At 62.2% G+C, this 20,668-nt stretch carries 17 protein-coding genes; 8 read left to right on the top strand and 9 right to left on the bottom strand.

Annotation, left to right across the window (positions count from 1 at the left end):
* Nucleotides 1-66: 66 nt before the first annotated feature.
* Nucleotides 67-783, top strand: coding sequence for a 16S rRNA (uracil(1498)-N(3))-methyltransferase (locus CW305_RS20870; RefSeq protein WP_104098848.1), 717 nt, complete (start codon nt 67-69; stop codon nt 781-783).
* A 24-nt stretch (nt 784-807) separates the two neighbouring features.
* Here CW305_RS20870 and CW305_RS20865 read toward each other — a convergent pair whose 3' ends face one another.
* From CW305_RS20865 to pilG, 8 genes are all read right to left on the bottom strand, one after another.
* Complete coding sequence (locus tag CW305_RS20865) at nt 808-1,278, bottom strand: chemotaxis protein CheW (RefSeq protein WP_104098847.1); 471 nt, start codon at nt 1,276-1,278, stop codon at nt 808-810.
* Nucleotides 1,275-2,327 (bottom strand): chemotaxis protein CheB, encoded by a 1,053-nt coding sequence (locus CW305_RS20860; protein WP_023446065.1) that lies wholly within the window; start codon nt 2,325-2,327, stop codon nt 1,275-1,277. Before CW305_RS20860 ends, CW305_RS20865 begins: the two co-directional genes overlap by 4 nt.
* Complete coding sequence (locus CW305_RS20855; RefSeq protein WP_104098846.1) at nt 2,320-9,522, bottom strand: Hpt domain-containing protein; 7,203 nt, start codon at nt 9,520-9,522, stop codon at nt 2,320-2,322. Before CW305_RS20855 ends, CW305_RS20860 begins: the two co-directional genes overlap by 8 nt.
* An 11-nt stretch (nt 9,523-9,533) precedes the next feature.
* Nucleotides 9,534-10,400: a CheR family methyltransferase gene (locus tag CW305_RS20850; RefSeq protein WP_104099122.1), complete on the bottom strand. Its 867-nt coding sequence runs from the start codon at nt 10,398-10,400 to the stop codon at nt 9,534-9,536.
* A 61-nt stretch (nt 10,401-10,461) separates the two neighbouring features.
* Nucleotides 10,462-12,510, bottom strand: coding sequence for a methyl-accepting chemotaxis protein (locus tag CW305_RS20845; protein WP_104098845.1), 2,049 nt, complete (start codon nt 12,508-12,510; stop codon nt 10,462-10,464).
* Nucleotides 12,511-12,585: 75 nt separating this feature from the next.
* Complete coding sequence (locus CW305_RS20840; RefSeq protein ID WP_023446068.1) at nt 12,586-13,122, bottom strand: chemotaxis protein CheW; 537 nt, start codon at nt 13,120-13,122, stop codon at nt 12,586-12,588.
* Nucleotides 13,123-13,163: 41 nt separating this feature from the next.
* A complete protein-coding gene (pilH, locus tag CW305_RS20835) occupies nt 13,164-13,529 on the bottom strand; it encodes a twitching motility response regulator PilH (RefSeq protein WP_003303135.1) in 366 nt (121 codons plus the stop codon).
* Between the two features lie 43 nt (nt 13,530-13,572).
* Complete coding sequence (pilG, locus tag CW305_RS20830) at nt 13,573-13,980, bottom strand: twitching motility response regulator PilG (protein ID WP_003282729.1); 408 nt, start codon at nt 13,978-13,980, stop codon at nt 13,573-13,575.
* Between the two features lie 236 nt (nt 13,981-14,216).
* Here pilG and gshB point away from each other — a divergent pair, with 236 nt between their 5' ends.
* The 7 genes from gshB (at nt 14,217) to CW305_RS20795 (ending at nt 20,082) form a co-directional block, all read left to right on the top strand.
* Nucleotides 14,217-15,167 (top strand): glutathione synthase, encoded by a 951-nt coding sequence (gene gshB / locus CW305_RS20825; protein ID WP_102832301.1) that lies wholly within the window; start codon nt 14,217-14,219, stop codon nt 15,165-15,167.
* An 87-nt stretch (nt 15,168-15,254) separates the two neighbouring features.
* Nucleotides 15,255-16,148 carry an energy transducer TonB gene (locus CW305_RS20820; protein ID WP_031298040.1) on the top strand — a complete coding sequence of 298 codons (894 nt, stop codon included), beginning with the start codon at nt 15,255-15,257 and terminating at the stop codon, nt 16,146-16,148.
* 66 nt (nt 16,149-16,214) lie between these two features.
* The gene (locus CW305_RS20815) at nt 16,215-16,784 is read left to right on the top strand and encodes a YqgE/AlgH family protein (protein WP_044315557.1); all 570 of its coding nucleotides are present in this window, start codon (nt 16,215-16,217) and stop codon (nt 16,782-16,784) included.
* Nucleotides 16,781-17,209 carry a Holliday junction resolvase RuvX gene (gene ruvX / locus CW305_RS20810; RefSeq protein ID WP_102832303.1) on the top strand — a complete coding sequence of 143 codons (429 nt, stop codon included), beginning with the start codon at nt 16,781-16,783 and terminating at the stop codon, nt 17,207-17,209. Before CW305_RS20815 ends, ruvX begins: the two co-directional genes overlap by 4 nt.
* Before the next feature lie 22 nt (nt 17,210-17,231).
* Nucleotides 17,232-17,744: a bifunctional pyr operon transcriptional regulator/uracil phosphoribosyltransferase PyrR gene (gene pyrR, locus CW305_RS20805; RefSeq protein WP_023446072.1), complete on the top strand. Its 513-nt coding sequence runs from the start codon at nt 17,232-17,234 to the stop codon at nt 17,742-17,744.
* A gap of 47 nt (nt 17,745-17,791) precedes the next feature.
* Complete coding sequence (locus CW305_RS20800; RefSeq protein WP_102832304.1) at nt 17,792-18,808, top strand: aspartate carbamoyltransferase catalytic subunit; 1,017 nt, start codon at nt 17,792-17,794, stop codon at nt 18,806-18,808.
* Nucleotides 18,808-20,082: a dihydroorotase gene (locus CW305_RS20795; protein ID WP_104098844.1), complete on the top strand. Its 1,275-nt coding sequence runs from the start codon at nt 18,808-18,810 to the stop codon at nt 20,080-20,082. Before CW305_RS20800 ends, CW305_RS20795 begins: the two co-directional genes overlap by 1 nt.
* 77 nt (nt 20,083-20,159) lie before the next feature.
* Here the strand turns inward: CW305_RS20795 and CW305_RS20790 are convergent, their stop codons facing one another.
* Entirely contained in the window at nt 20,160-20,555 is a 396-nt protein-coding gene (locus CW305_RS20790) for an NINE protein (RefSeq protein WP_023446075.1), read from the bottom strand.
* Nucleotides 20,556-20,668 lie beyond the last annotated feature (113 nt).

Genomic DNA, 20,668 nt, shown 5'->3' with positions numbered 1-20,668 from the left:
GCCTGCGAGCCAGGTTGCCGATGCTTTAGACTTGCCGCTTCCAACTCGCCGCCTGCAGCTGCCTCCATGCGCCTATCCCGTTTTTTCATCGACGCCCCCCTTTCCCTTGGCCAGCACCCACTGCCTGACGCATCGGCCCACTACATAAGCCGGGTGCTGCGGCTTTCGGCCGGCAGCGCGGTTCAGCTGTTCGATGGCAGCGGCAGTGAATTTCGCGGCGAACTGCTGGAAGTCGGCAAGAAGTCCGTCACCGTCGAACTGCACGAACGCCTGACGGGGATGCCAGAGTCACCTCTACAGATCCACCTCGGGCAGGGTCTTTCCCGCGGTGAACGGATGGATTGGGCCATTCAGAAGGCCACCGAGCTAGGCGTAACGCAGATCACGCCCATCATCAGCGAGCGTTGCGAAGTGCGCCTCAACGATGAGCGTGCCGACAAACGTCTGGCCCATTGGCGGCAGATCGCGATCAGCGCCTGCGAGCAATGCGGCCGGTCGGTGCTGCCGGTCATCCACCCGCCAATCAGCCTGCGTGACTGGTTGCCTGTCGAGGCAGACCTGAAGCTCGTGCTGCATCCAGTGGCGGCGCCGCTGACGAGCCATGCCAGACCGCAGACACTGGCTTTCCTGATCGGTCCGGAAGGAGGCTTGAGCGGGAGCGAAGTCGAACAAGCGGCCAATCAAGGGTTTCAGCCTGCTCGACTCGGCCCGCGAGTGCTGCGCACCGAGACCGCTCCGGTGGTGGCGCTGAGCGTGGCACAGCAGCTCTGGGGCGATTTCTGACGACGTACCGGGTGGCGGCCTCGATCAGATCAGGCCAGCATCGGCGAGCTTCTGCTCCAGACCGATCAGATCGGGGATTCGCGGCTGCACGTCGCCAAGGTTGACCGCATCCAGTTCGAGCGGGGCAAGCGTGACATCCGCACGCGCGAGGCTGGCGTCGACCTTGATCGAGTGCGGGATGCCCTGCACCAGCAGCGCGATGAACTTGACGTGGTCGCGCCCACCAACCGCGTTGAGCACGGCAACCCTCGCCGAACTGCCAACCGGTTGTGCCTGGCCGCTGGACGCGGCCTCGAACGACAGCAGTGGTAGGCTCAGGTCACGCCACTGCACCTGCCCGAGAAACCATGCGGGCATGCCCTGCACCGATTGCGGAGCGCGATAGGGAATCAGCTCGGCGACGGCCACGTTGGGCACCAGCAATACGCGATCGGCGAGCGGCATCAGCAGCCCGGTGAGGCTTTCCGCCTCCGGAGAAACGACCATTTGACTCATGAGTTATCCCGTTGAAAAGACGTGGCGGGCGTACCGACCTGGCTGACCAGATGATTGACCAAGGCTTGCGCCAGCTCGCGAGGGTCACCGCTGTAGGAGCTGTAGCCACCTTCGCGAAGATTGTCCGGCATACTTGAGCAGGCACAGGAGTCGGCGCGCTGCGTCCAGACCCTGCCACCCTGACGCAGCACATATGCGGCCGCCGCACTGCCGTCGCTGCCCATGCCACTGAAGGCAATGACACCGCAACGCTGGCCGAACTGCTGGGCCAGATTCAGCATCATCTGGTCGATCGACGGGCTGTACGGCTCAGGCCAGCAACGACCGTTCAGGCGGGTGCTGCCATCGGACTCGAACCCGAGTTCCTCTCCGATCGGCGCGATGATCACTTCTCCGCAGCGCACCGGCTGGCCGGGGCGCACCTGTTGAACTTGCCACTGACTATGTCGGCCCACGGCCTGGGACAACGCGGACTCGAAGCTGGCTTCGATATGCTGGGCATAGATGAAACCGACTGGCAGGCCGCCAGGCAGCGCGTCCAGGAAGGCCTTCACGGCTTCCGGCCCACCGAGCGAAGCCGCCAGCAGCCATACCTGGGTCGCCGCTTCACCGGCATGCAGCGCGCTATCAGCCAGCAGCGGCGGTAGCGTCAGGCGCTCGGGGCGTTGTCCTTCACCCTGCAGTACGTCCAGACGCGGCCCCACTGCCCGTGACGGGTCACCGATCAGGCGCTTCAGCTTGCTGAACAGGCTGCGCTCCCAACGTGGGTAGAACTCCGAATGCCGCTCCGGCGCATGCCCCTCACCGAACAGCACCCGCGTGGTGTCGCGCTCAAGCAACGCATCCACAAGAGGCGAATCTTCGGTCTGCGCCAGATCGACCAGCCAGAGATCGGCCTCGGTGCTATCCAGGTCTGCCGGCTCGAGGCGCGCCGGGTCATTGTTCAATACCACCTGATAGCCACTGCCGGTCAAAGCCTGCTGCAGCACGTGACGCTGCAGAGAGGTGTCGGCGAGTACCGCAATGCGGGCGCAGAGAACGTCAGACATCGGCGTGAACCAAGCGCTGAATGGCCTCGAGCAACACCGATTCCTGATAGGGCTTGCCAAGGTATTCGTTAACGCCGATGGTCAGCGCGCGATCACGGTGCTTCTCGCCGGTACGCGAGGTGATCATGATGATCGGCAGATCCTTCAAACGCTCGTCGTGGCGAACCAGCGTGGCCACCTCGAAGCCGTCCATGCGCGGCATCTCGATATCCAGCAGCATGATGTCCGGCTTGCGCTCCTGCAGCTGAGTGATGGCATCCACCCCGTCCTTGGCGGTCAGAACGTTCATGCCATTGCGCTCCAGCAGACGACTGGTGACTTTGCGCACGGTGACCGAATCGTCAACCACCATGACCAGCGTCGGCCGTTCGGTTTCGACCTCGACCGGCTCCTGCACCTGATCGATAAGGCGCGGCTGTTGCAGCTGAATGAGCTGGTGCGCATGGAGCACACGGATGGTCGCCAGCAGGTCCAGAATCACCACGACCCGGCCATCGCCGAGGATGGTCGCGCCGGAAATGCCATGTACGCCGGCGAACTGCAGCCCGAGGCTCTTCACCACGATTTCACGAGAACCGGCGAGGCTGTCGACCTGTACCGCAACGCTGTGTTCTTTCGAGCGCACCAGGATCACCGGCAGCGGCAGGCTCTGTCCCACCAGCTTGGGCTTCTGGCCGTTGTTCAAGAGATCGCCAAGATAACGCAGCTCGTAAGCCTGACCGGCATATTCGAAGCGCGGCGCATCCGGCTGGTAATAAGCTTCCAGCTCGTATGGCGAGACACGCACGATACCTTCGATGGTATTCAGCGGGATCGCATACAGATCCTCACCGGAATAAACCATCAGCGCGCGGTTCACCGACACTGTGAACGGCAGGCGAATCAGGAAGCGCGTGCCCTGACCGAGCGTCGACTCGATGCTCATCGACCCGCCGAGCTGCTTCACTTCCGAGTGCACCACGTCCATGCCCACGCCGCGTCCGGAGATCTGCGTGACGCGCTCCGCGGTGGAGAACCCAGCTTCGAGGATGAACTGCAGGATTTCATGCTCGGACAGGTCGCTATCGGCGGACATCAGCCCGCGTTCGATAGCCTTGCGCCGCACCGCGTCCAGATTGATGCCACCACCGTCGTCCGACAGCGTCAGCACGATATCGCCACCCTCACGGGCCAGATCCAGGCGTATCACGCCCTGCTCGGGCTTGCCGGCAGCACGACGACGCTCGACCGGCTCGATACCGTGATCGACGGCGTTGCGCAGCATGTGCTCCAGCGGCGCAACGATTCGCTCAAGCACACTGCGGTCCATCTCACCGGTGGCGTTGCCGACCATGAACTCGACCTGTTTGCCGAGCTCGCCAGCGACCTGCCGCACGATTCTGCGCAGGCGCGGCACCAAGCGCTCGAAAGGAACCATGCGGGTACGCATGAGTCCTTCCTGTAGCTCGGTATTGACCCGAGCCTGCTGCAGCAGCAGCGTTTCAGCGTCGCGATTACGCGCAGCCAGGGTTTCCTTCAGATCGAGCAAGTCAGACGCTGACTCGAACAGTGCACGCGAAAGCTGTTGCAGCTGCGAATGGCGGTCCATTTCCAGCGGGTCGAAATCGTCATAGCCGGCGCACTCGGCTTCAGCCTGGTAACGGCTGAGAATCTGCGCCTGGGTTTCGGTATCCAATCGGCGCAGCTGGTCGCGCACCCGCTCGATGGTCGCTTCCATCTCGCCAAGGGTGAAGCCGACGTCGCTGACCTGCTGCTCGACTCGACCGCGGAAGATCGATGTTTCGCCCGCCAGGTTGACCAGACCCTCCAGCAGTTCTGCGGGAACCTTGACCAGCTCCTGCGGTGCCCGCCGCGCAGCGGCTTCCTGAGCGGCCAGCTGTGCGCGTCGAATGAATGGCAGCACCTTAGCCGGGCTGGTACTCGGCTTCGGCAAGGTACTGGCCGCGACGATCGGTTGTTCCAGAGCCACCGGCTCGCGCGGCAACTCTGGCTCGAGCTCCGGCGACTCAGGTTGCGAAGCGTCGCCTCCGTCGCTCGCCAGGCCCGCCCGAAGCAACTCGACATCCTTCAGCAGCGCGTCGTAGCCGTGCTGCACATCGAGAAACAGGCTATCCGGCCAGGGGGCGCCCTGCTGCTGCGCCTCGCTCAACCGCTGCTCCAGATCGTGGGCCATGTTGCCCAGTGCGGTCTGCCCAGCCAGCCGCGCACCGCCTTTCAGCGTGTGCAGCACACGGAGCATGTCAGCCAACGGAGCGGCATCCTCACGGCCGGCATCCCAGCGACCGAGCGCTGATTCCATTTCCTCCAGAAGGTCGTCAGCTTCCTCGACAAAGATGTCGAGAATTTCGGCTTCGGCAGACTGCTGCGCATCTTCCTGAGCGGCCTTCAGCGACACGCTGCTGGGAATGCTCAGTTGCTCATCGGGGTTGTTGCGAAAGTGGCGAATCGTCTCGATCAGCGCATCGCCCGATGGCACCGGTTGATGGGCCCGCACCGCCTCGAGCATTTCCGCCAGGCGGTCCTGGCAGGCCTGCAGAAGGCCGAACAATTCCGGGCTGGCCCGGTAGCTACCGGCGCACAGGCCTTCGTAAAGAAACTCGAGTTCGTGGGAGAGATCACCGATTTCACGGATATCGGCCATCCGGGCCCCGCCCTTGAGGGTATGCAGATCGCGCTGCAATGCCTCGAGTTCGAAGCTGTTGTCGACATCCGCCATCCAGCGTTGCAAACCACCCGCAGCGCTCTCGATGAGGTCGAAACCCTCCTCGAGGAAGATCTCCACTAATTCGGGATCGCGCTCGACTGTGTCGTGCTCCTCGGCGGCCGGCACAGCTTCGAACGCTTCCGGCACCTCATCCAGCTCGGGAAGGCTGAGGTCGATCTCATCCAACTCTTCGCTGAACGGGATATCCGAAGCGCGGCTATCGTCCGCTGCAGTTTCGTTGTCGCCTTCATCCGCCTCGGCAGAAGTCTCATCGACATCGATCAGCGGCAAATCAAACGCATCGGCGCTCAGCGGCTCATCCAGCGATTGCGCAGAATCGTTCTCCGGTCGGATCAGGTCAGGACCCGCATCCGCCTCGAGTAGGGAAGCATCAGTCGAATCAACGCCGTCGAATGCCGGCAGAGCCCCCTGACGGAAGGCTTTCATCGACTCGATGAGTGCATCAGCACTGCTCATCGGCGTCTCACGCTGCAGCTGCTCGAGCTGCAGCGCCAGATGATCGTGGCTACGCTGCAACAGCGCTGCAAGCGGGGCGGAATGGACGTAGCGACCGTCGGAGAGCCCCTCGTAAAGCGACTCCAGCTCATGGGCCAGGTCGCCGATCGGACGGATTGCTGCCATCCGGGCGCCGCCCTTGAGTGTGTGAAGGTCGCGCAGCAGAGCCGAGAGCGCCATCTGGTTCGCCGGATCAGCGAGCCAGCGATCCAGCGCATGGCCGGCGCTTTCCATCAGGTCGACGGCTTCGTCGAGAAAGATCTCAACCATTTCGTGATCGAGATCGTCCTGCGCCTCGTCTTGCGGGGCTTGTTCTTCGGGCCAGGCTTCGGCTTCGGCTTCGGCTTCGGCTTCGGCTTCGGCTTCGGCTTCGGCTTCGGCTTCGGCTTCGGCTTCGGCGGGCAATTCTGTCAGCGAAATCTCGCCAGGAGCAGCAACCGGCACGGGGTCGCCCGGCTGCTCCAGAACCAATGGATCAATGGCTTCGGCGAGCAGTGCTTCGAGCCGCGCCACCAACTCCGACTGCTCACTCACCTGCAGCGCGGCAGCTACCTGATCCATCATGCCGACCAGCGCTTCATGGCCCTGCTCGACGTCGTCGAAGAAGCGCTCGCTAACAGCCAGTCGCCCCTCCTCAACCACCGCGTACAAACGCAGCAGCACCTGGCACAACGCTTCCATCTGCGGCAGGTCGGCCATCTTCGCGCCCTGTCCGAGCGTGGTCAGCTCCTGCAGCAGAGCGGAGAGTTCCTGACGCTCGGCAGGATGCTCGCGCCAGCTGCGCAGCAAATCTTCGGCATCCAGCAGGATGTCCATGCCTTCAGAGAGGAACAGCGCGATCACGCTCGGATCGCGGGCCTCACCAGCATCGTTATGCTGGCGGGCGCCGGCTTCGACCAATCTGGCCTGATGCAGGGCGTGCACCTTGGCCAGGAACTCCGGGGCGCCTTCTATCGGCGCCAACGGTTCGTGATCGAGATTGGCCAGCCCCTGACGTAACAACAGCTCGGCCTCATGCAGCAGCTCGGCTTCGGCCAGATCCATCTGGATCAGGTTGGTCTTGAATTCCTTGACCATCTTCTCCAGAGGCGTTGCGATTTCCGCCACCGGCAGGATGCCGGCCATGTGCGCACTACCCTTGAGCGTGTGCAAGGCACGTTGCAGCGCATCGGTCACCGGCTGCGGCAGGCGCTGGGCGCAATCGGCGAGAAAACTGACCAGCGTGGTCAGATGCGATTCGGCTTCGTTGCGAAAAATTTCCAGCAACTGGGGGTCCAGTGCGTCGTCATCGTCTTGCGCCGCCGCGGACGGGGCAGGCTCGTCCGCAATCGCAGCAGGCGTCTCGGCAGGCTGCGAAAGCACCACTGACTGCCCCTTGGCCAGGGCATGCGCTGCTGCCGCAAGGTGATCGAGGTCATCACGCTGGCGCTGGGCCTTGGCCGCGAACTCATCGACGAGGGCTGGCATGAGTGCAACGACATCGCACACGACCTGCCTCACCGCGTCGGTCGGCTGGATGCTGCGATCGAGTACACGATTGAGCAGATTCTCGATGGACCACGCCAACTCGCCGATGACCAGTGCACGCACCATCCGCCCACTGCCCTTGAGCGTGTGGAATGCACGTCGCACTTCGCCCAGGGCATCCTTGTTGTCACTGTCGGCAAGCCAGAGTGGTAACTGCTCGCCAATCGCCTCCAGAACTTCTGCCGCTTCCTCGATGAAGACTTCCAGCAGGTCCTCGTCGACCGGTTCTTCGTCGGCAGGAGGCGGCAGGAGGCTAGGCGGTACATCCTGAGCAGGCGGGTTGATGGCTGCGACCGGCGCCGCCATGACTTCCTCAAGGCTGAGTACAGGCTCGACTTCGACCTTCAGGCTTTCAGGTTCGGAATAATCTGGCAGGCTCACTTCCGGAAGATCGAGCTCGGCGACCTGCGCATCGCTCCATTCGCTCAGGTCCGACTCATCTTCAAGTGAGTCTGGAGGCGTTTCGGACGCCGGCATCTCTTCTGGCAGGTTGAAAATTATTTCTTCATCGCCGGGCAGGTCTTCCAGCGTCCACTCGCTTTCCTTGGCCTCCGCCGCGATCTCCGCATCATGGCTCTCGAGTGGCGCTTGCGCCTCGCTCAAGAAATCAGGGTCCATCGGTGCCGGAGATTCTTCCTGGTCGACCGCAACGGAGTCGAATGCATCCAGACTTGCGTTCGGCTCCTCAGGCAGCACTTCGATCTCGTCCAGCGGATCGGCGAATTCGTTCTCGAGCGCCGCGACCTTCATCGGAGCATTTGCATGTCCCAGCGAGTAGCCGAGGTTCTGCAGGCTTTCTTCGGCCACATCCAGAATCAGATCGCCCTGGGTGCCGCAATCCTCGGACAGTCGCTCGAGGTAATACTCGACGCTGGTGATCGCGTCAGCCAGGGTATCCAGGCTCTGCCAGTCCGGCACGGCCTGTCGCGCCAGAAGCTGATCCTGGATGTAGCCATTGCAGGCTTGCAGCAGGGACGCAGCACGCTCCAGGGGAATCATCGCCAGGCCGCCGCGAACCTGAGTGAGCAGATCCGGCACCCGGGCCAGATGCTCGTGGTTCCATTGCGAGGCAATGAATTCGATGATTGCGTCCTTGGCCTGCTCCAGCCCGTTACGCGCTTCGCGAATGACCAACTGGTGAATCTGGGCAACATCGGTGGTCGGCAGGTGGCTTGCTTCGCTGCGCTCCTCCGCGGGACCGCCGACCATGCCGGCCAGCGTAGCCTCGACATAGAGCAACGCACCGGCGATATCCATCAGGATGGCGTCGTCGGGCGCCTGCTGCCCCTGCGCTACGGACTGGACGAGGACGATCTGATCGAGAATGATCTTGCGCGGTTGAGCGAAGCCGAGCACTGCCAAGGTATCGGCGATCTGCTTGAGCGGGACCTCAAGGCTGGACAGCTCGGCAATGACCTTGCGATCGCTGCGCACGAACAGGTCCAGGCTGTCCTTTACCCGCACCAGCTCTTCACAAAGGGCAGCGACCACCGAGCGCATCGCGCCACGGTCGGGACCAGCCAGCTGAGCACGCTCCTGATCGACCACGGCGCTGTCCGGCAGCGCTTCGTCGAGGCGGTAAAGCTGCTTTAACGCCTGGATACGGGGCGTCTGCCCCGGCGCCTTCGCGACGTAGAAGAGCAGGTTCTTGATCAGCTCATCGGGCGCAGCCTGATTTAGGCCATCAGCGCCTTCCTCGACCAACCGCTTGAGCTGCTTGTCTACCTGTCGCAACAAGGTGCGGACGGAGGTGCCGTTGCTCACGCCGCCACTGGCCAGACCTTCGACCATGCCCGAGGCGATCTGCCATAGCGCCGCCAGTGGTGCATCTTTGCAGAGCATTTCCAGGCGGGCGAATACCCGCGCCATGTAGCCGAGATTGGTCGGCAGGTCCTGGTTGCGAATCACCCCAACCAGCGCAACCTGCAGCATCTGGCGCAGCTTGCGCAGCAGGGCCGGCAGCTCGGTCGTACGCAGACGCTCGACCGACTCCTGGGAAAGCGCCGGCATGCGTCCGGACAGGTCGGGTGAAAATAGGCTGGTTTCAGAAAGCAGCTTTTCACCGCGAGCGGCGCGCAGATCGTTAAGCAGCGGCAGCACCACCATCGGCAGGTCGCGGCGCGCACTCTGAATGCGGTCCAGATAGGCAGGCAGCTGCAGGATGGCCTGCATCATCACCTCGAGCGCCTCGCCCTGATTGGCCACCCGCTCGTCGAGCAGGGCCCGCGCCAGCTGCTCCATTTCCTCGGCGAGCAATGCTGCGCCGAAGAACTCCACCATCTGCAGAGTGCCGTGGACCTGATGCACATAGGTCAGGCAAAAGCGCATCCGGGTCGAGTCCTGTGGGTTCTCGACGAACGCCTCCAGAGCCTGACGCGCCTGCTTAAGCGTCTCGGCAATCTCGCCTTTCACCCACTCCAGGGCGACATAATCGTGCCGATCACCCATAGCGACTCCGCTCATAAACTTTTCCGGGTAAAAGCCAGAACCTGATCGTTGGCCACCGGAAGCAATCCCGGATGCTGCCAACCGACCACTTCACCTACACCGATCACCAACAATCCCCCCGGAGCCAGGCAATCTGCCAGGCGATTGAGGATTTCTCGGCGACGCCAGCGGCGGAAATAGATCAGCAGGTTCTGACAGAAAATAACGTCCATGCTGGAAACGGGCGAGTTCGCCAGTTCCAGCACATTGAGCCTTGCAAAGCACACACGTGCGGCCAGGCCGGGAATCACTTGAAAACGACCATCGGATAGCGACAGGAAATAACGCTCACGCAACGCCGGTTCGACCTGCCCCAGCTTGCGCGCGCTATAGATCGCTGTTCGGGACTTGGCCAGCGCGCTCAGACTGATATCCGTACCGGTGACCCCGAAGCTGCCGTCGAATTCGCGTCCCGCCAGCGCCTCGGCGGTGGCCATGGCTAGCGAGTACGTCTCTTCACCACTTGCGCAACCCACGCTCCACAGCGCCAGGGGTCGCTTGATCGACTCCTGCTCCGGACGCTGGCGCAAGTAGGTTTCGAGCAGATCAAAAGAAGCGGGATGACGGAAGAAACGTGTTTCCTGAACGGTCAGCCTGTCCATGAGGGTCGACCACTCGACAGCACCACGGGGGCCGGAGGTGACCTGCCGATAGTAGCTGGCATAGTCGGGAGCACCGACCTCGCGCATGCGAGCGCTCAGATTGGTCTGCAGGAAGCTGCGCCTGCGTTCGCTGACGACCATGCCGGAGCGCTCTTCGAGGAGCGTCTGCCAGTCATGGAATTCCGCCGGCGACATATCGGCCAAGGGCTCCAATGCCCAGTCAAACCTCGGCTGCATGCCCTGCCCCTCGCTCATGATCATCGGCGGCAGCCATCAGATGACTGCCGCACTGCTCAAGTCAGGCCTGATCCGGAGCATCCGGCAGGGTAAAGCCGGAAACGGAATGGCGCATCTCGTTGGCCATCTTGGCCAAATTACCGATGCTCTTGGCCGTAGCGGTGGTACCCGACGAGGTCTGCGAGGTGATCTCCTGGATCACGTTCATGGTGTTGGAGATGTGGCCGGCCGAAGAAGCCTGCTGACGTGCCGCGTTGGAGATGTTCTGGATCAGCGCCGCAAGCGTCTTCGATACCTTCTCGATCTCTTCCAGTGCCACACCGGCGTCCTGCGCCAGACGCGCACCGCGCACCACTTCGGAGGTGGTCTGTTCCATCGAGATGACCGCCTCGTTGGTGTCGGTCTGAATGGTCTTTACCAGTGCCTCGATCTGCTTAGTCGCCGCGGAAGAGCGTTCAGCCAGGCGCTGTACTTCGTCCGCTACCACGGCGAAGCCGCGGCCTGCATCGCCCGCCATGGATGCCTGGATCGCCGCGTTGAGTGCAAGGATGTTGGTCTGGTCGGCAATGTCGTTAATCAGGCTAACGATGTCACCGATCTCCTGGGACGACTCACCGAGACGCTTGATCCGCTTGGACGTGTCCTGGATCTGCTCGCGAATGTTGTCCATGCCGGTGATGGTGTTGTGCACCACCTCGTTGCCCTTGTTGGCAATGGCTACCGAACGTTCTGCTACCGCCGAGGATTCCGCGGCGTTGGCCGATACCTGGTCAATGGAAACCGCCATTTCGTTGATTGCAGCAGAAGCACCGGCAATTTCCTGGGCCTGGTGTTCGGAGGCCTCGGCGAGGTGCATTGCAGTCGCCTGGGTTTCCTGCGCAGCGCCTGATACCTGAACAGCGGTCTGGTTGATGGTGGCTACCAGTTCGCGCAGCTGGTCGATGGAGTAGTTGATCGAGTCGGCAATCGCACCGGTGAAGTCTTCGGTAACGGTCGCGGCCACCGTCAGGTCACCGTCTGCGAGGTCGCCGATTTCATCGAGCAGTCGCAGAATCGCAGCCTGGTTACGCTCGTTCTTCTCAGCGGTTTCGCTCAGGCGGCGGCGTGCTTCCTGAACCATTACCAGACCAATCAGGATGATCGAGGCCAGCGCGATAGCGCCCAGCATATAACCAAGGACGGTGTTGAGATATCGGGCATCGGCGCGATCCTGCAAGCCTTGCGACAGCGCGGAGGTCTTGTCGAGCAGGGTCTGCGAAACCTCGAAGATGCTGTTCGCCGACTCGCGTACCTGGAACAGTTCAGGCGACGTTTCGAGAATTTCATCCACCGATCCGGATACGAACTGGAAGAGCTCAGCGATCTCCGAGAGACGATCCAGCGCCTCTTCGTCGGCCACCGCAGTGATGCCCATGGCGACGTTGCCTTCGATCATCGCATTCAGGACTCGACCGAACAGACTGGCATCACGACCGAACATATCGGCCGCCTGTACCGAGTCCTGGTCACCGGACAGCACCTTGTTCACCGAACCGAGGATACGCTCGGCCAGCAGCGACTGGCGCTGGGCAACCGAAACCTGAGCTGCTGGCGCACCACTTTCCAGCAGGATGTCGACGACCTCCTCGTACTCGACCTGGAGCTGAGGAATGGTTTCGGCGAGGGTGCTGGCTACCTGGTGGAGCGACAGGACAGTCTGCTCACTGGCCAGGATGGCGTCGGTATCGCGACGCAGCGTGTTCCAGTCCTGCTCCACCGCGTGGACTTCATCGCGCAACGATTCGGGAACCGCCGGCAGACCGATGTTCTCCTTTCCTTGCGAGAGATAGGCCCAGCGCTGGTTGAACTCGTTCCGGGCCTGCTTCAGAGACGCGAACGCCTCCTGCGTGCCGGTCGCCGCTTCCACGGCATCCTTGGCGATCTGCTGGGACAGTACGCGCAGCTCTCCTGCGTGAGCGATGTATTCGTTATCGTGATCAGCCTGAGTGTTGACGTACGCGAAGTTCGCGAACAGCAGCACGATCGATACGATCAGCACGATAAACAAACCGGTGGTCAGCGTATTGCTGCGCACCCCGCTCAACAAAGCATTAGCATTCATTTTGATCATTATCCGGCCCCCGCCTGGACCCCCGTCGTTTCCATCCAAGAACCAAAAGGCCGACCTTGGTCGACCCACCTACAACTAAAACGCGACGTCCAGAAACGCCTGATGCGTAGCCAACGCGTGCGGGCTGAAGACCAGCCAGGGCTGCTCGCGCTGGAACACACCATGAATGAATGGCTGAATCGATGCCTCGATCGGAGGCAACTCCTCCGAGAAGGTTTCCACCGCGAAATGCTGCATGCCGAAGACTTCATCAACAGTCAGTCCGGCGAACACTTCCTGGTGATCCACCACCAGCACCCTGCGCTGCTTGCGCAGTGCCGAAAGCTCAAGCCCGAAATACCCACAAAGGTCCATCACAGGCAACAATCTGCCGCGCACGTTCGCCACGCCCTTTACCCAACTCTTGACGCCGGGAAGCAACGTATAGCGCGGCTCATGCAGGATTTCGCCAACCTCCCCCATTGGAGCGACGAACAAGCGCCCCCCCATCCGAAAGCCGATCCCTCCCCAGGTTTGTACGGCTTCCTGCTGAGAAGGCAGGCCTGCCGCGTACGTGCGGCAACGTTTATCTAGCTCCAGCAACTGCTGAAACGGCGTTTGCATGTCAGGCATGCTGGCCACGTCCCTTTGTCCGAGTGTTGGCTACCGCGGCGTCAGCCCGCCAGAACGGCATTCAGGGTCTTTAGCAATGTGGCTTCGTCCACCGGCTTGGTCAGGTAATCCTTGGCGCCTTGGCGTTTGCCCCAGACCTTATCGGTTTCCTGATCCTTGGTGGTGACGATGATCACCGGAATGTGACTGGTTTCAGAATCTTTGGTCAGTTGACGCGTAGCCTGAAAACCATTCAGCCCAGGCATGACAATATCCATCAACACGGCATCCGGCTTTTCCTGACGAGCCAGCGCGACGCCGTCAGCGCCATTCTCTGCTTTAAGCACCACATGGCCATTCTTCTCAAGCATGGCGGTGAGCTTGTACATTTCGGTCGGCGAATCATCAACAATCAGAACGCGAGCCATGATTTCTCCATAGGAAGGCTTCAGCGGCAAACAATGCCGAACTTCAGGATGCTTGCTCCACCGGTGCGAAATCAGGGACATGCGCCTTGATCGCACCGAGCAGCTCTTCTTTGCTGAACGGCTTGGTGAGGTATTGATCGGATCCGACAATACGCCCTTTGGCCTTGTCGAACAGGCCATCTTTGGAAGACAGCATGATCACCGGCGTCGACTTGAAGGAACTGTTGTTCTTGATCAACGCACAGGTCTGATAACCGTCCAGCCTGGGCATCATAATATCGACAAAGATGATGCGGGGATGAGTATCCGCAATCTTGGCGAGCGCATCGAAACCGTCCACAGCGGTGATGACATCGCAACCTACTTTCTTCAGCAGGGTTTCAGCAGTGCGACGAATCGTTTTCGAATCGTCGATCACCATGACCTTCAAGCCCTCGGAGTGCTGTTCCATTTCGCCCTACCATCGCCTCGGTGAGTCGTAGTTTATCGTTATGTCAGTGCGCCGGAGGCCCTGCCACCGATGGGCTGCACCCAATCGCCGGACCTTTTTAGCACACTCCTCATGCACACGCTATCAACCGGAAAAGCATCCGGATTTTCCTTGACCCAGTGCACAACCACAGCCAATCTGCAGCGACATTTTGAGCCACTGGCGGCGCTTCGCCGCCCATTGCCGGAGAACACCCCATGACCATTCGCGTCGGGATCATCATGGACCCTATCGCGCAGATCGCCTTCAAGAAGGACAGCTCGCTGGCCATGCTGCTGGCTGCCCAGGCGCGAGGCTGGACACTGTTCTACATGGAGCAGCGCGACCTATATCAGCTCGGCAATCAGGCCCGGGCGCGCATGTGCCCGCTGCGGGTATTCAACGACCCACAACATTGGTTCGAGAAGGATGGGGAGGTCGATGCGGCCCTGACTGATCTGGACGTGATCCTCATGCGCAAGGACCCGCCTTTCAACAGCGAGTATGTCTACGCAACCTATCTGCTGGAACTGGCGGAAAAGGCCGGAACGCTGGTGGTCAATCGACCGCAGAGCCTGCGCGACTGCAATGAGAAGTTCTTCGCCACCCAGTTTCCACAATGCACCCCGCCGACACTGGTCAGTCGGCGCTCGGACATTCTCCGCGAGTTCGCCCGCGAGCACCGTGACATCATTCTCAAACCCCTCGACGAGATGGGCGGTGCATCGATCTTTCGTCATCGCGAGGGCGACCCGAATCTGTCGGTTATTCTCGAGGTTCTGACCGAGCACGGCAGCCGCCAGATCATGGCTCAGCGATACATTCCCGCGATCAAGGACGGCGACAAGCGCATCCTGATGATCGATGGCGAGCCGATTCCCTATTGCCTGGCGCGAATCCCCGCCGCAGGCGAAACGCGCGGCAATCTGGCCGCGGGTGGTCGCGGCGTGGCACAGCCGCTTTCGGATCGCGACCGCGAGATTGCGGCGATCGTCGGCCCGGAACTACGCAAGCGCGGCCTGCTGTTTGTCGGCCTGGATGTGATCGGCGACTACCTCACCGAAATCAACATCACCAGCCCGACCTGCATCCGCGAAATCGACAATGCCTTTGATACCCGCATCGGCGAACGGCTCATGGACGCGATCGCGGCGAAGCTGCAAGGTTGAACCAGCTAACAGCTTTGAGCTTGGAGCTTGCGACTCCAAGCTCAAAGCCGGCAGACTGCGCGGCACTTCGAGCCGACCCGACCTGCGATGAACGCCGCTATCCGCCATCCCGTGCCTGAAACCACCCGAGTCCGCCCGGCGGACAGGCTCGGCTTTACGCTTTTTCTGGCTACCGCATTGCATCTGGCCTTGATTCTCGGGCTTGGCTTTACCCTCTCCGAGCCGAAGCAGATCAGCAAGACGCTGGAAATCACCCTGTCGACCTTCAAAAGCGAAGAGAAGCCCAAGGAAGCGGACTTCCTCGCCCAAGACAATCAGCAGGGCAGCGGCACGCTGGAGCACAAGGCCACGCCGAAAACTACCGAGCAAGCGCAGTTCCAGGATACCGAGGTCCGCAAGGTCACCCCGCCGGCAGCACCGCCTCGCAGCACCCGGCCGGAACCGGCGAAGACCGTCGTCACCACTCGCAGCCCACAGCGCGAAAAGGCCGACGTCAAGCAACAGACGCCACCGCAGCCCGAGCCGCAAGCAGCGCCGGCATTCGACAGCTCACAACTGAGCGCGGAGATCGCCAGCCTCGAAGCCGAGCTGGCGCAGGAGGTCGAGCGCTATGCCAAGCGCCCCAGAGTCAGCCGACAGAACAGCGCCGCCACCATGCGCGACATCAGCGCCTGGTATCGCGACGAATGGCGCAAGAAGGTCGAGCGCATCGGCAACCTCAACTATCCCGACGAGGCACGCCGCCAGCAGATCTACGGCAGCCTGCGCATGCTGGTGACCATCAACCGCGACGGCACCATCCAGGAGCTGCGCGTGATCGAGTCCTCCGGCAAGCCGGTGCTGGACGATGCCGCGCTGCGCATCGTGCGACTGGCAGCGCCTTTTGCGCCCTTCACCGGCGAACTGGCGCAGAAGTTCGACCAGGTGGAGATCATCCGCACCTGGCGTTTCGAGCGCGGCGACAGGCTTTCGAGTCGCTGAAATCGGCAGCCGGGCGAACCGTCGCACCTGTAGCCGGAACGCGGTGCAACGCTTAAGCTAACGCGCATGAAAAGCACCGCGCCCAGCTACCTCAAGCATCACTTCCTGATCGCCATGCCGCAGATGGCCGATCCGAACTTTGCCCAGACGCTGATCTACCTGATCGAACACGGCGCAGAAGGCGCCATGGGCCTGATCGTCAATCGCCCGAGCGGGCTGAGCCTGGCTGATGTGCTGGAGCAGCTGCGCCCGGACGAGCCGATCCCCCCGCTCTGCCAGAGCCTGCCGATATTCTCCGGCGGCCCGGTGCAGACCGATCGCGGCTTCGTTCTGCATTCGCCCGACCAGCAATTCCAGGCCACCCTCTCCCTCGGCCCGCTGGGCATGTCCACATCGCAGGACGTCCTGTTCGCCATTGCGGACGGCCAGGGGCCTGCTCGGCACTTCGTGGCCCTAGGTTACGCCGGTTGGGAAGCGGGACAGCTGGAAGCCGAACTGGCCGACAATGCCTGGCTCAGCTGCCCCGCGGATACCGAAATCCTGTTCGACCTACCTTATGACCAACGCCTGAACGCCGCGGCAGCATCACTCGGCGTCGACCTGCGCCTGCTCAGCACCCAGGTCGGCCACGCATGAGTGCGCCGCGACTGCTGCTCGGCTTCGACTACGGCACCAAGCAGATTGGCGTCGCCGTCGGCCAGGTCATTACCGGGCAAGCACGTGAACTCTGCGTACTCAAGGCGCAGAACGGCGTGCCGGACTGGCAACAGATCGAGGCGCTGATGCGCGAATGGCAGCCCGATGCGCTGGTCGTCGGCCTGCCGCTGAACATGGACGGCACGCCCAGCGACATGAGTGCTCGGGCGGAAAAGTTCGCCCGCCGACTCAACGGTCGCTTCAACCTGCCGGTGCACACTCACGACGAACGCCTGACCACGTTCGAAGCCAAAGGCGAGCGTCTGCGCCAAGGCCAGCACGGCAGCTATCGCGATCGCCCGGTGGATGCCCTGGCCGCAGCCCTATTACTGGAAGGCTGGCTGAGCGATCACCCTGCCGCCTGATCCAGACCTGTAAGGAGACCCCATGATTCTGCCCAATCCCGAACAGCTGCTGCCCGAGATGGTCGCCACACTGAAGCAGCACCTGATTGATCGTGACATCCAGGAGCCGCGCTTCATCGGTATCCGTACCGGCGGCGTCTGGGTGGCCCAGGCGCTGCTCGCAGCCCGCGCGCAGAACGAACCGCTCGGCATTCTCGACGTGTCCTTCTATCGCGACGACTTCACCCAGAAGGGCCTGCACCCGCAGGTGCAGCCGTCGGAGCTGCCTTTCGAGATCGAAGGCCAGCACCTGGTGCTGATCGATGACGTGCTGATGACCGGCCGCACCATCCGCGCCGCGCTCAATGAACTGTTCGACTACGGTCGTCCTGCCAGCGTAACGCTGGTCTGCCTGCTCGACCTGAACGCGCGTGAGCTGCCGATTCGCCCGGACGTGGTCGGCGCCACCCTGTCGCTGGCGCCCGAGCAGCGCATCAAGCTGATCGGACCGGAGCCATTGGCCCTCGAACAACAGATGGAAACCAGCGGCTCCTGAGCGAGCCGGCAAGTCCGCCCCACAGCCCCGCCAACCGAGATCCTGCGATGACGCCCACCGACGCCAAGCGCCCGCTACAGTTGAACGACCAAGGCCAGCTGCGCCATTTTCTCTCCCTCGACGGCCTGCCGCGCGAGTTGCTCACCGAGATCCTGGACACTGCCGATTCATTCCTCGAAGTCGGCGCACGGGCGGTGAAGAAGGTTCCACTGCTGCGCGGCAAAACCGTCTGCAACGTGTTCTTCGAGAACTCCACGCGCACCCGCACGACCTTCGAACTGGCGGCGCAGCGGTTGTCGGCAGACGTCATCACATTGAACGTCTCGACCTCCTCCACCAGCAAGGGCGAGACCCTCACCGATACGCTGCGCAACCTGGAAGCCATGGCCGCGGATATGTTCGTAGTACGCCATGCCGACTCCGGTGCCGCACACTTCATCGCCGAGCACGTCAGCCCGGAGGTCGCGGTGATCAACGGCGGCGACGGGCGCCATGCGCACCCGACCCAGGGCATGCTCGACATGCTTACCATCCGCCGCCACAAGGGCAGCTTCGAGAACCTCTCGGTCGCCATCGTTGGTGACATTCTGCATTCGCGGGTAGCGCGCTCGAACATGCTGGCGCTGAAGACACTGGGCTGCCCGGACATCCGCGTGATCGCACCGAAAACCCTGCTGCCTGAGGGCATCGAGCAGTACGGTGTGCGCGTGTTCAACGACATGAACGAGGGGCTGCGCGATGTCGACGTGGTGATCATGCTGCGCCTGCAGCGCGAGCGCATGCAGGGCGGCCTGCTTCCCAGCGAAGGGGAGTTCTACAAACTCTACGGTCTGAACACCCAGCGTCTCGCACTGGCCAAGCCCGACGCCATAGTCATGCACCCGGGCCCGATCAACCGCGGCGTGGAGATCGAGTCGGCGGTGGCCGACGGCCCGCAATCGGTGATCCTCAATCAGGTCACCTATGGCATCGCCATTCGCATGGCCGTGCTGTCCATGGCGATGAGCGGCCAGGCGGCCCAGCGCCAGATCGATTCTGAATCCGCATCCGAGGAGCAGCAGTGATGGTGGCAACCCGAATCCTCGGCGCACACGTGATCGACCCCGTCAGCGGGCGCAACGAAATCGCCGATATCTACCTACAGCACAACAAGATCGCCGCCATCGGCCAGGCGCCAGCCGGCTTCGAAGCACAACAGACAATCGACGCACAGGGTCTGACCGCCGCACCCGGCCTGGTCGATCTTGCGGTAGCCCTGCGCGAGCCCGGCTACAGCCGCAAAGGCAGCATTGCCAGCGAGACCCTGGCCGCCGCCGCTGGCGGCATCACCAGCCTGTGCTCCCCGCCGCAAACGCGACCGGTGCTGGATACCGCGGCGGTGACCGAACTGATCCTCGATCGCGCCCGTGAGTCGGGCCATGCCAAGGTGTTCCCCATCGGCGCGCTAACGCGCAACCTGGCCGGCGAGCAGCTTTCCGAGCTGGTCGCGTTGCGTGAAGCCGGGTGTGTCGCGTTCGGCAACGGCCTTACCGAATTTGCCAGCAATCGCAACCTGCGCCGTGCGCTGGAATACGCCGCCACCTTCGATCTGACGGTGATCTTCCACTCCCAGGACCACGATCTGGCCGAAGGCGGGCTTGCTCACGAAGGAGCCGCCGCCAGCTTCCTCGGCCTGTCGGGGATTCCGGAGACTGCCGAAACCGTGGCACTGGCGCGCAATCTGCTGCTAGTCGAGCGCTCCGGCGTTCGCGCGCATTTCGCCCAACTGACCAGCGCCCGAGGCGCGGAAATGATTGCCCAGGCACAGGCTCGCGGCCTGCCGGTGACGGCCGACGTGGCCATGTATCAGCTGATCCTCACCGATGAAGCGCTGCACGGTTTCTCCAGCCTGTATCACGTGCAACCGCCACTGCGCAGCGCAGCGGATCGCGCTGGCCTGCGTGAGGCGGTGAAGGCGGGCGTCATCTCGGCGATTTCCAGTCATCACCAGCCACACGAGGCCGATGCCAAACTGGCCCCGTTCGGCGAAACCGAACCGGGCATCAGCAGTGCCGAAATTCTGCTGCCACTGGCGCTGACATTGGTGGATGACGGCTTGCTCGACCTGCCAACCCTGCTGGCGCGCCTGACCAGCGGGCCCGCTGCAGCACTACGCCTGCCGACCAGCACCCTGCAAGCCGGCCAACCTGCGGACCTGGTGCTGTTCGATCAGCACAGTTCGACCCTGGTCGGCGAGCGCTGGTATTCCAAAGGTCGTAACTGCCCGTTCATGGGCCACTGCCTGCCGGGCGCGGTGCGCTACACCATCGTCGACGGCCACCTTAGCTTCGAAGGCTGATGCGAAATATCTGCGCAGGCTGGACATCAACCCGTCCATGCCTGCCAGATTTCTAAAGTGTTTCCTGCCCTACTCGTTCAGCTCCGCGCCAGATTGCGCTCGGATATCTGCGAGTTCAGCGTCCAGAAGTCGTAAAGCACACCGATAAAGAACAAGCCACCAGTGAACAGGTAAAGGATTCCTGTGATCCACTTACCCTGATACATGCGGTGTACACCGAATACGCCGAGAAAGGTCAGCAGTATCCAGCCGACCGTGTAGTCGATGGGCCCCGGCTGGAAGCGCAGGTCCGCTTCACGATCCATCGATGGGATCAGAAACAGGTCGATGATCCAGCCGACAAAGAACAGGCCGAGGGTAAAGAACCAAATGGTGCCGGTGATGGGCTTGCCGTAGTAGAAGCGGTGGGAGCCTAGAAAACCGAATATCCACAAGAGATAGCCGATCAGCGTGCTATGGGTGTTCTGCTGCATCCGAACCTCGATGTGCGATTGATGAGTGACGTCCAGCTTATCCGATAATGCGCCTGAACCGCCCCGCCAGACGGACCTTGCCGCCATGCGCAACCGTGATACTGTATATGCAA

Source organism: Stutzerimonas kunmingensis (assembly GCF_002929225.1).
Lineage (GTDB): Bacteria > Pseudomonadota > Gammaproteobacteria > Pseudomonadales > Pseudomonadaceae > Stutzerimonas.
The sequence above is the reverse complement of the archived record's forward strand: the minus strand, read 5'-3'. Positions and strand labels throughout refer to the sequence as shown.

Bases quoted from the DNA above. Each gene is read 5' to 3' on its own strand.
- CW305_RS20870 (WP_104098848.1), top strand. From the start codon at position 67: ATGCGCCTATCCCGTTTTTTCATCGACGCCCCCCTTTCCCTTGGCCAG.
- CW305_RS20865 (WP_104098847.1), bottom strand. From the start codon at position 1,278: ATGAGTCAAATGGTCGTTTCTCCGGAGGCGGAAAGCCTCACCGGGCTG.
- CW305_RS20860 (WP_023446065.1), bottom strand. From the start codon at position 2,327: ATGTCTGACGTTCTCTGCGCCCGCATTGCGGTACTCGCCGACACCTCT.
- CW305_RS20855 (WP_104098846.1), bottom strand. From the start codon at position 9,522: ATGGGTGATCGGCACGATTATGTCGCCCTGGAGTGGGTGAAAGGCGAG.
- CW305_RS20850 (WP_104099122.1), bottom strand. From the start codon at position 10,400: ATGCAGCCGAGGTTTGACTGGGCATTGGAGCCCTTGGCCGATATGTCG.
- CW305_RS20845 (WP_104098845.1), bottom strand. From the start codon at position 12,510: ATGATCAAAATGAATGCTAATGCTTTGTTGAGCGGGGTGCGCAGCAAT.
- CW305_RS20840 (WP_023446068.1), bottom strand. From the start codon at position 13,122: ATGCCTGACATGCAAACGCCGTTTCAGCAGTTGCTGGAGCTAGATAAA.
- pilH (WP_003303135.1), bottom strand. From the start codon at position 13,529: ATGGCTCGCGTTCTGATTGTTGATGATTCGCCGACCGAAATGTACAAG.
- pilG (WP_003282729.1), bottom strand. From the start codon at position 13,980: ATGGAACAGCACTCCGAGGGCTTGAAGGTCATGGTGATCGACGATTCG.
- gshB (WP_102832301.1), top strand. From the start codon at position 14,217: ATGACCATTCGCGTCGGGATCATCATGGACCCTATCGCGCAGATCGCC.
- CW305_RS20820 (WP_031298040.1), top strand. From the start codon at position 15,255: ATGAACGCCGCTATCCGCCATCCCGTGCCTGAAACCACCCGAGTCCGC.
- CW305_RS20815 (WP_044315557.1), top strand. From the start codon at position 16,215: ATGAAAAGCACCGCGCCCAGCTACCTCAAGCATCACTTCCTGATCGCC.
- ruvX (WP_102832303.1), top strand. From the start codon at position 16,781: ATGAGTGCGCCGCGACTGCTGCTCGGCTTCGACTACGGCACCAAGCAG.
- pyrR (WP_023446072.1), top strand. From the start codon at position 17,232: ATGATTCTGCCCAATCCCGAACAGCTGCTGCCCGAGATGGTCGCCACA.
- CW305_RS20800 (WP_102832304.1), top strand. From the start codon at position 17,792: ATGACGCCCACCGACGCCAAGCGCCCGCTACAGTTGAACGACCAAGGC.
- CW305_RS20795 (WP_104098844.1), top strand. From the start codon at position 18,808: ATGGTGGCAACCCGAATCCTCGGCGCACACGTGATCGACCCCGTCAGC.
- CW305_RS20790 (WP_023446075.1), bottom strand. From the start codon at position 20,555: ATGCAGCAGAACACCCATAGCACGCTGATCGGCTATCTCTTGTGGATA.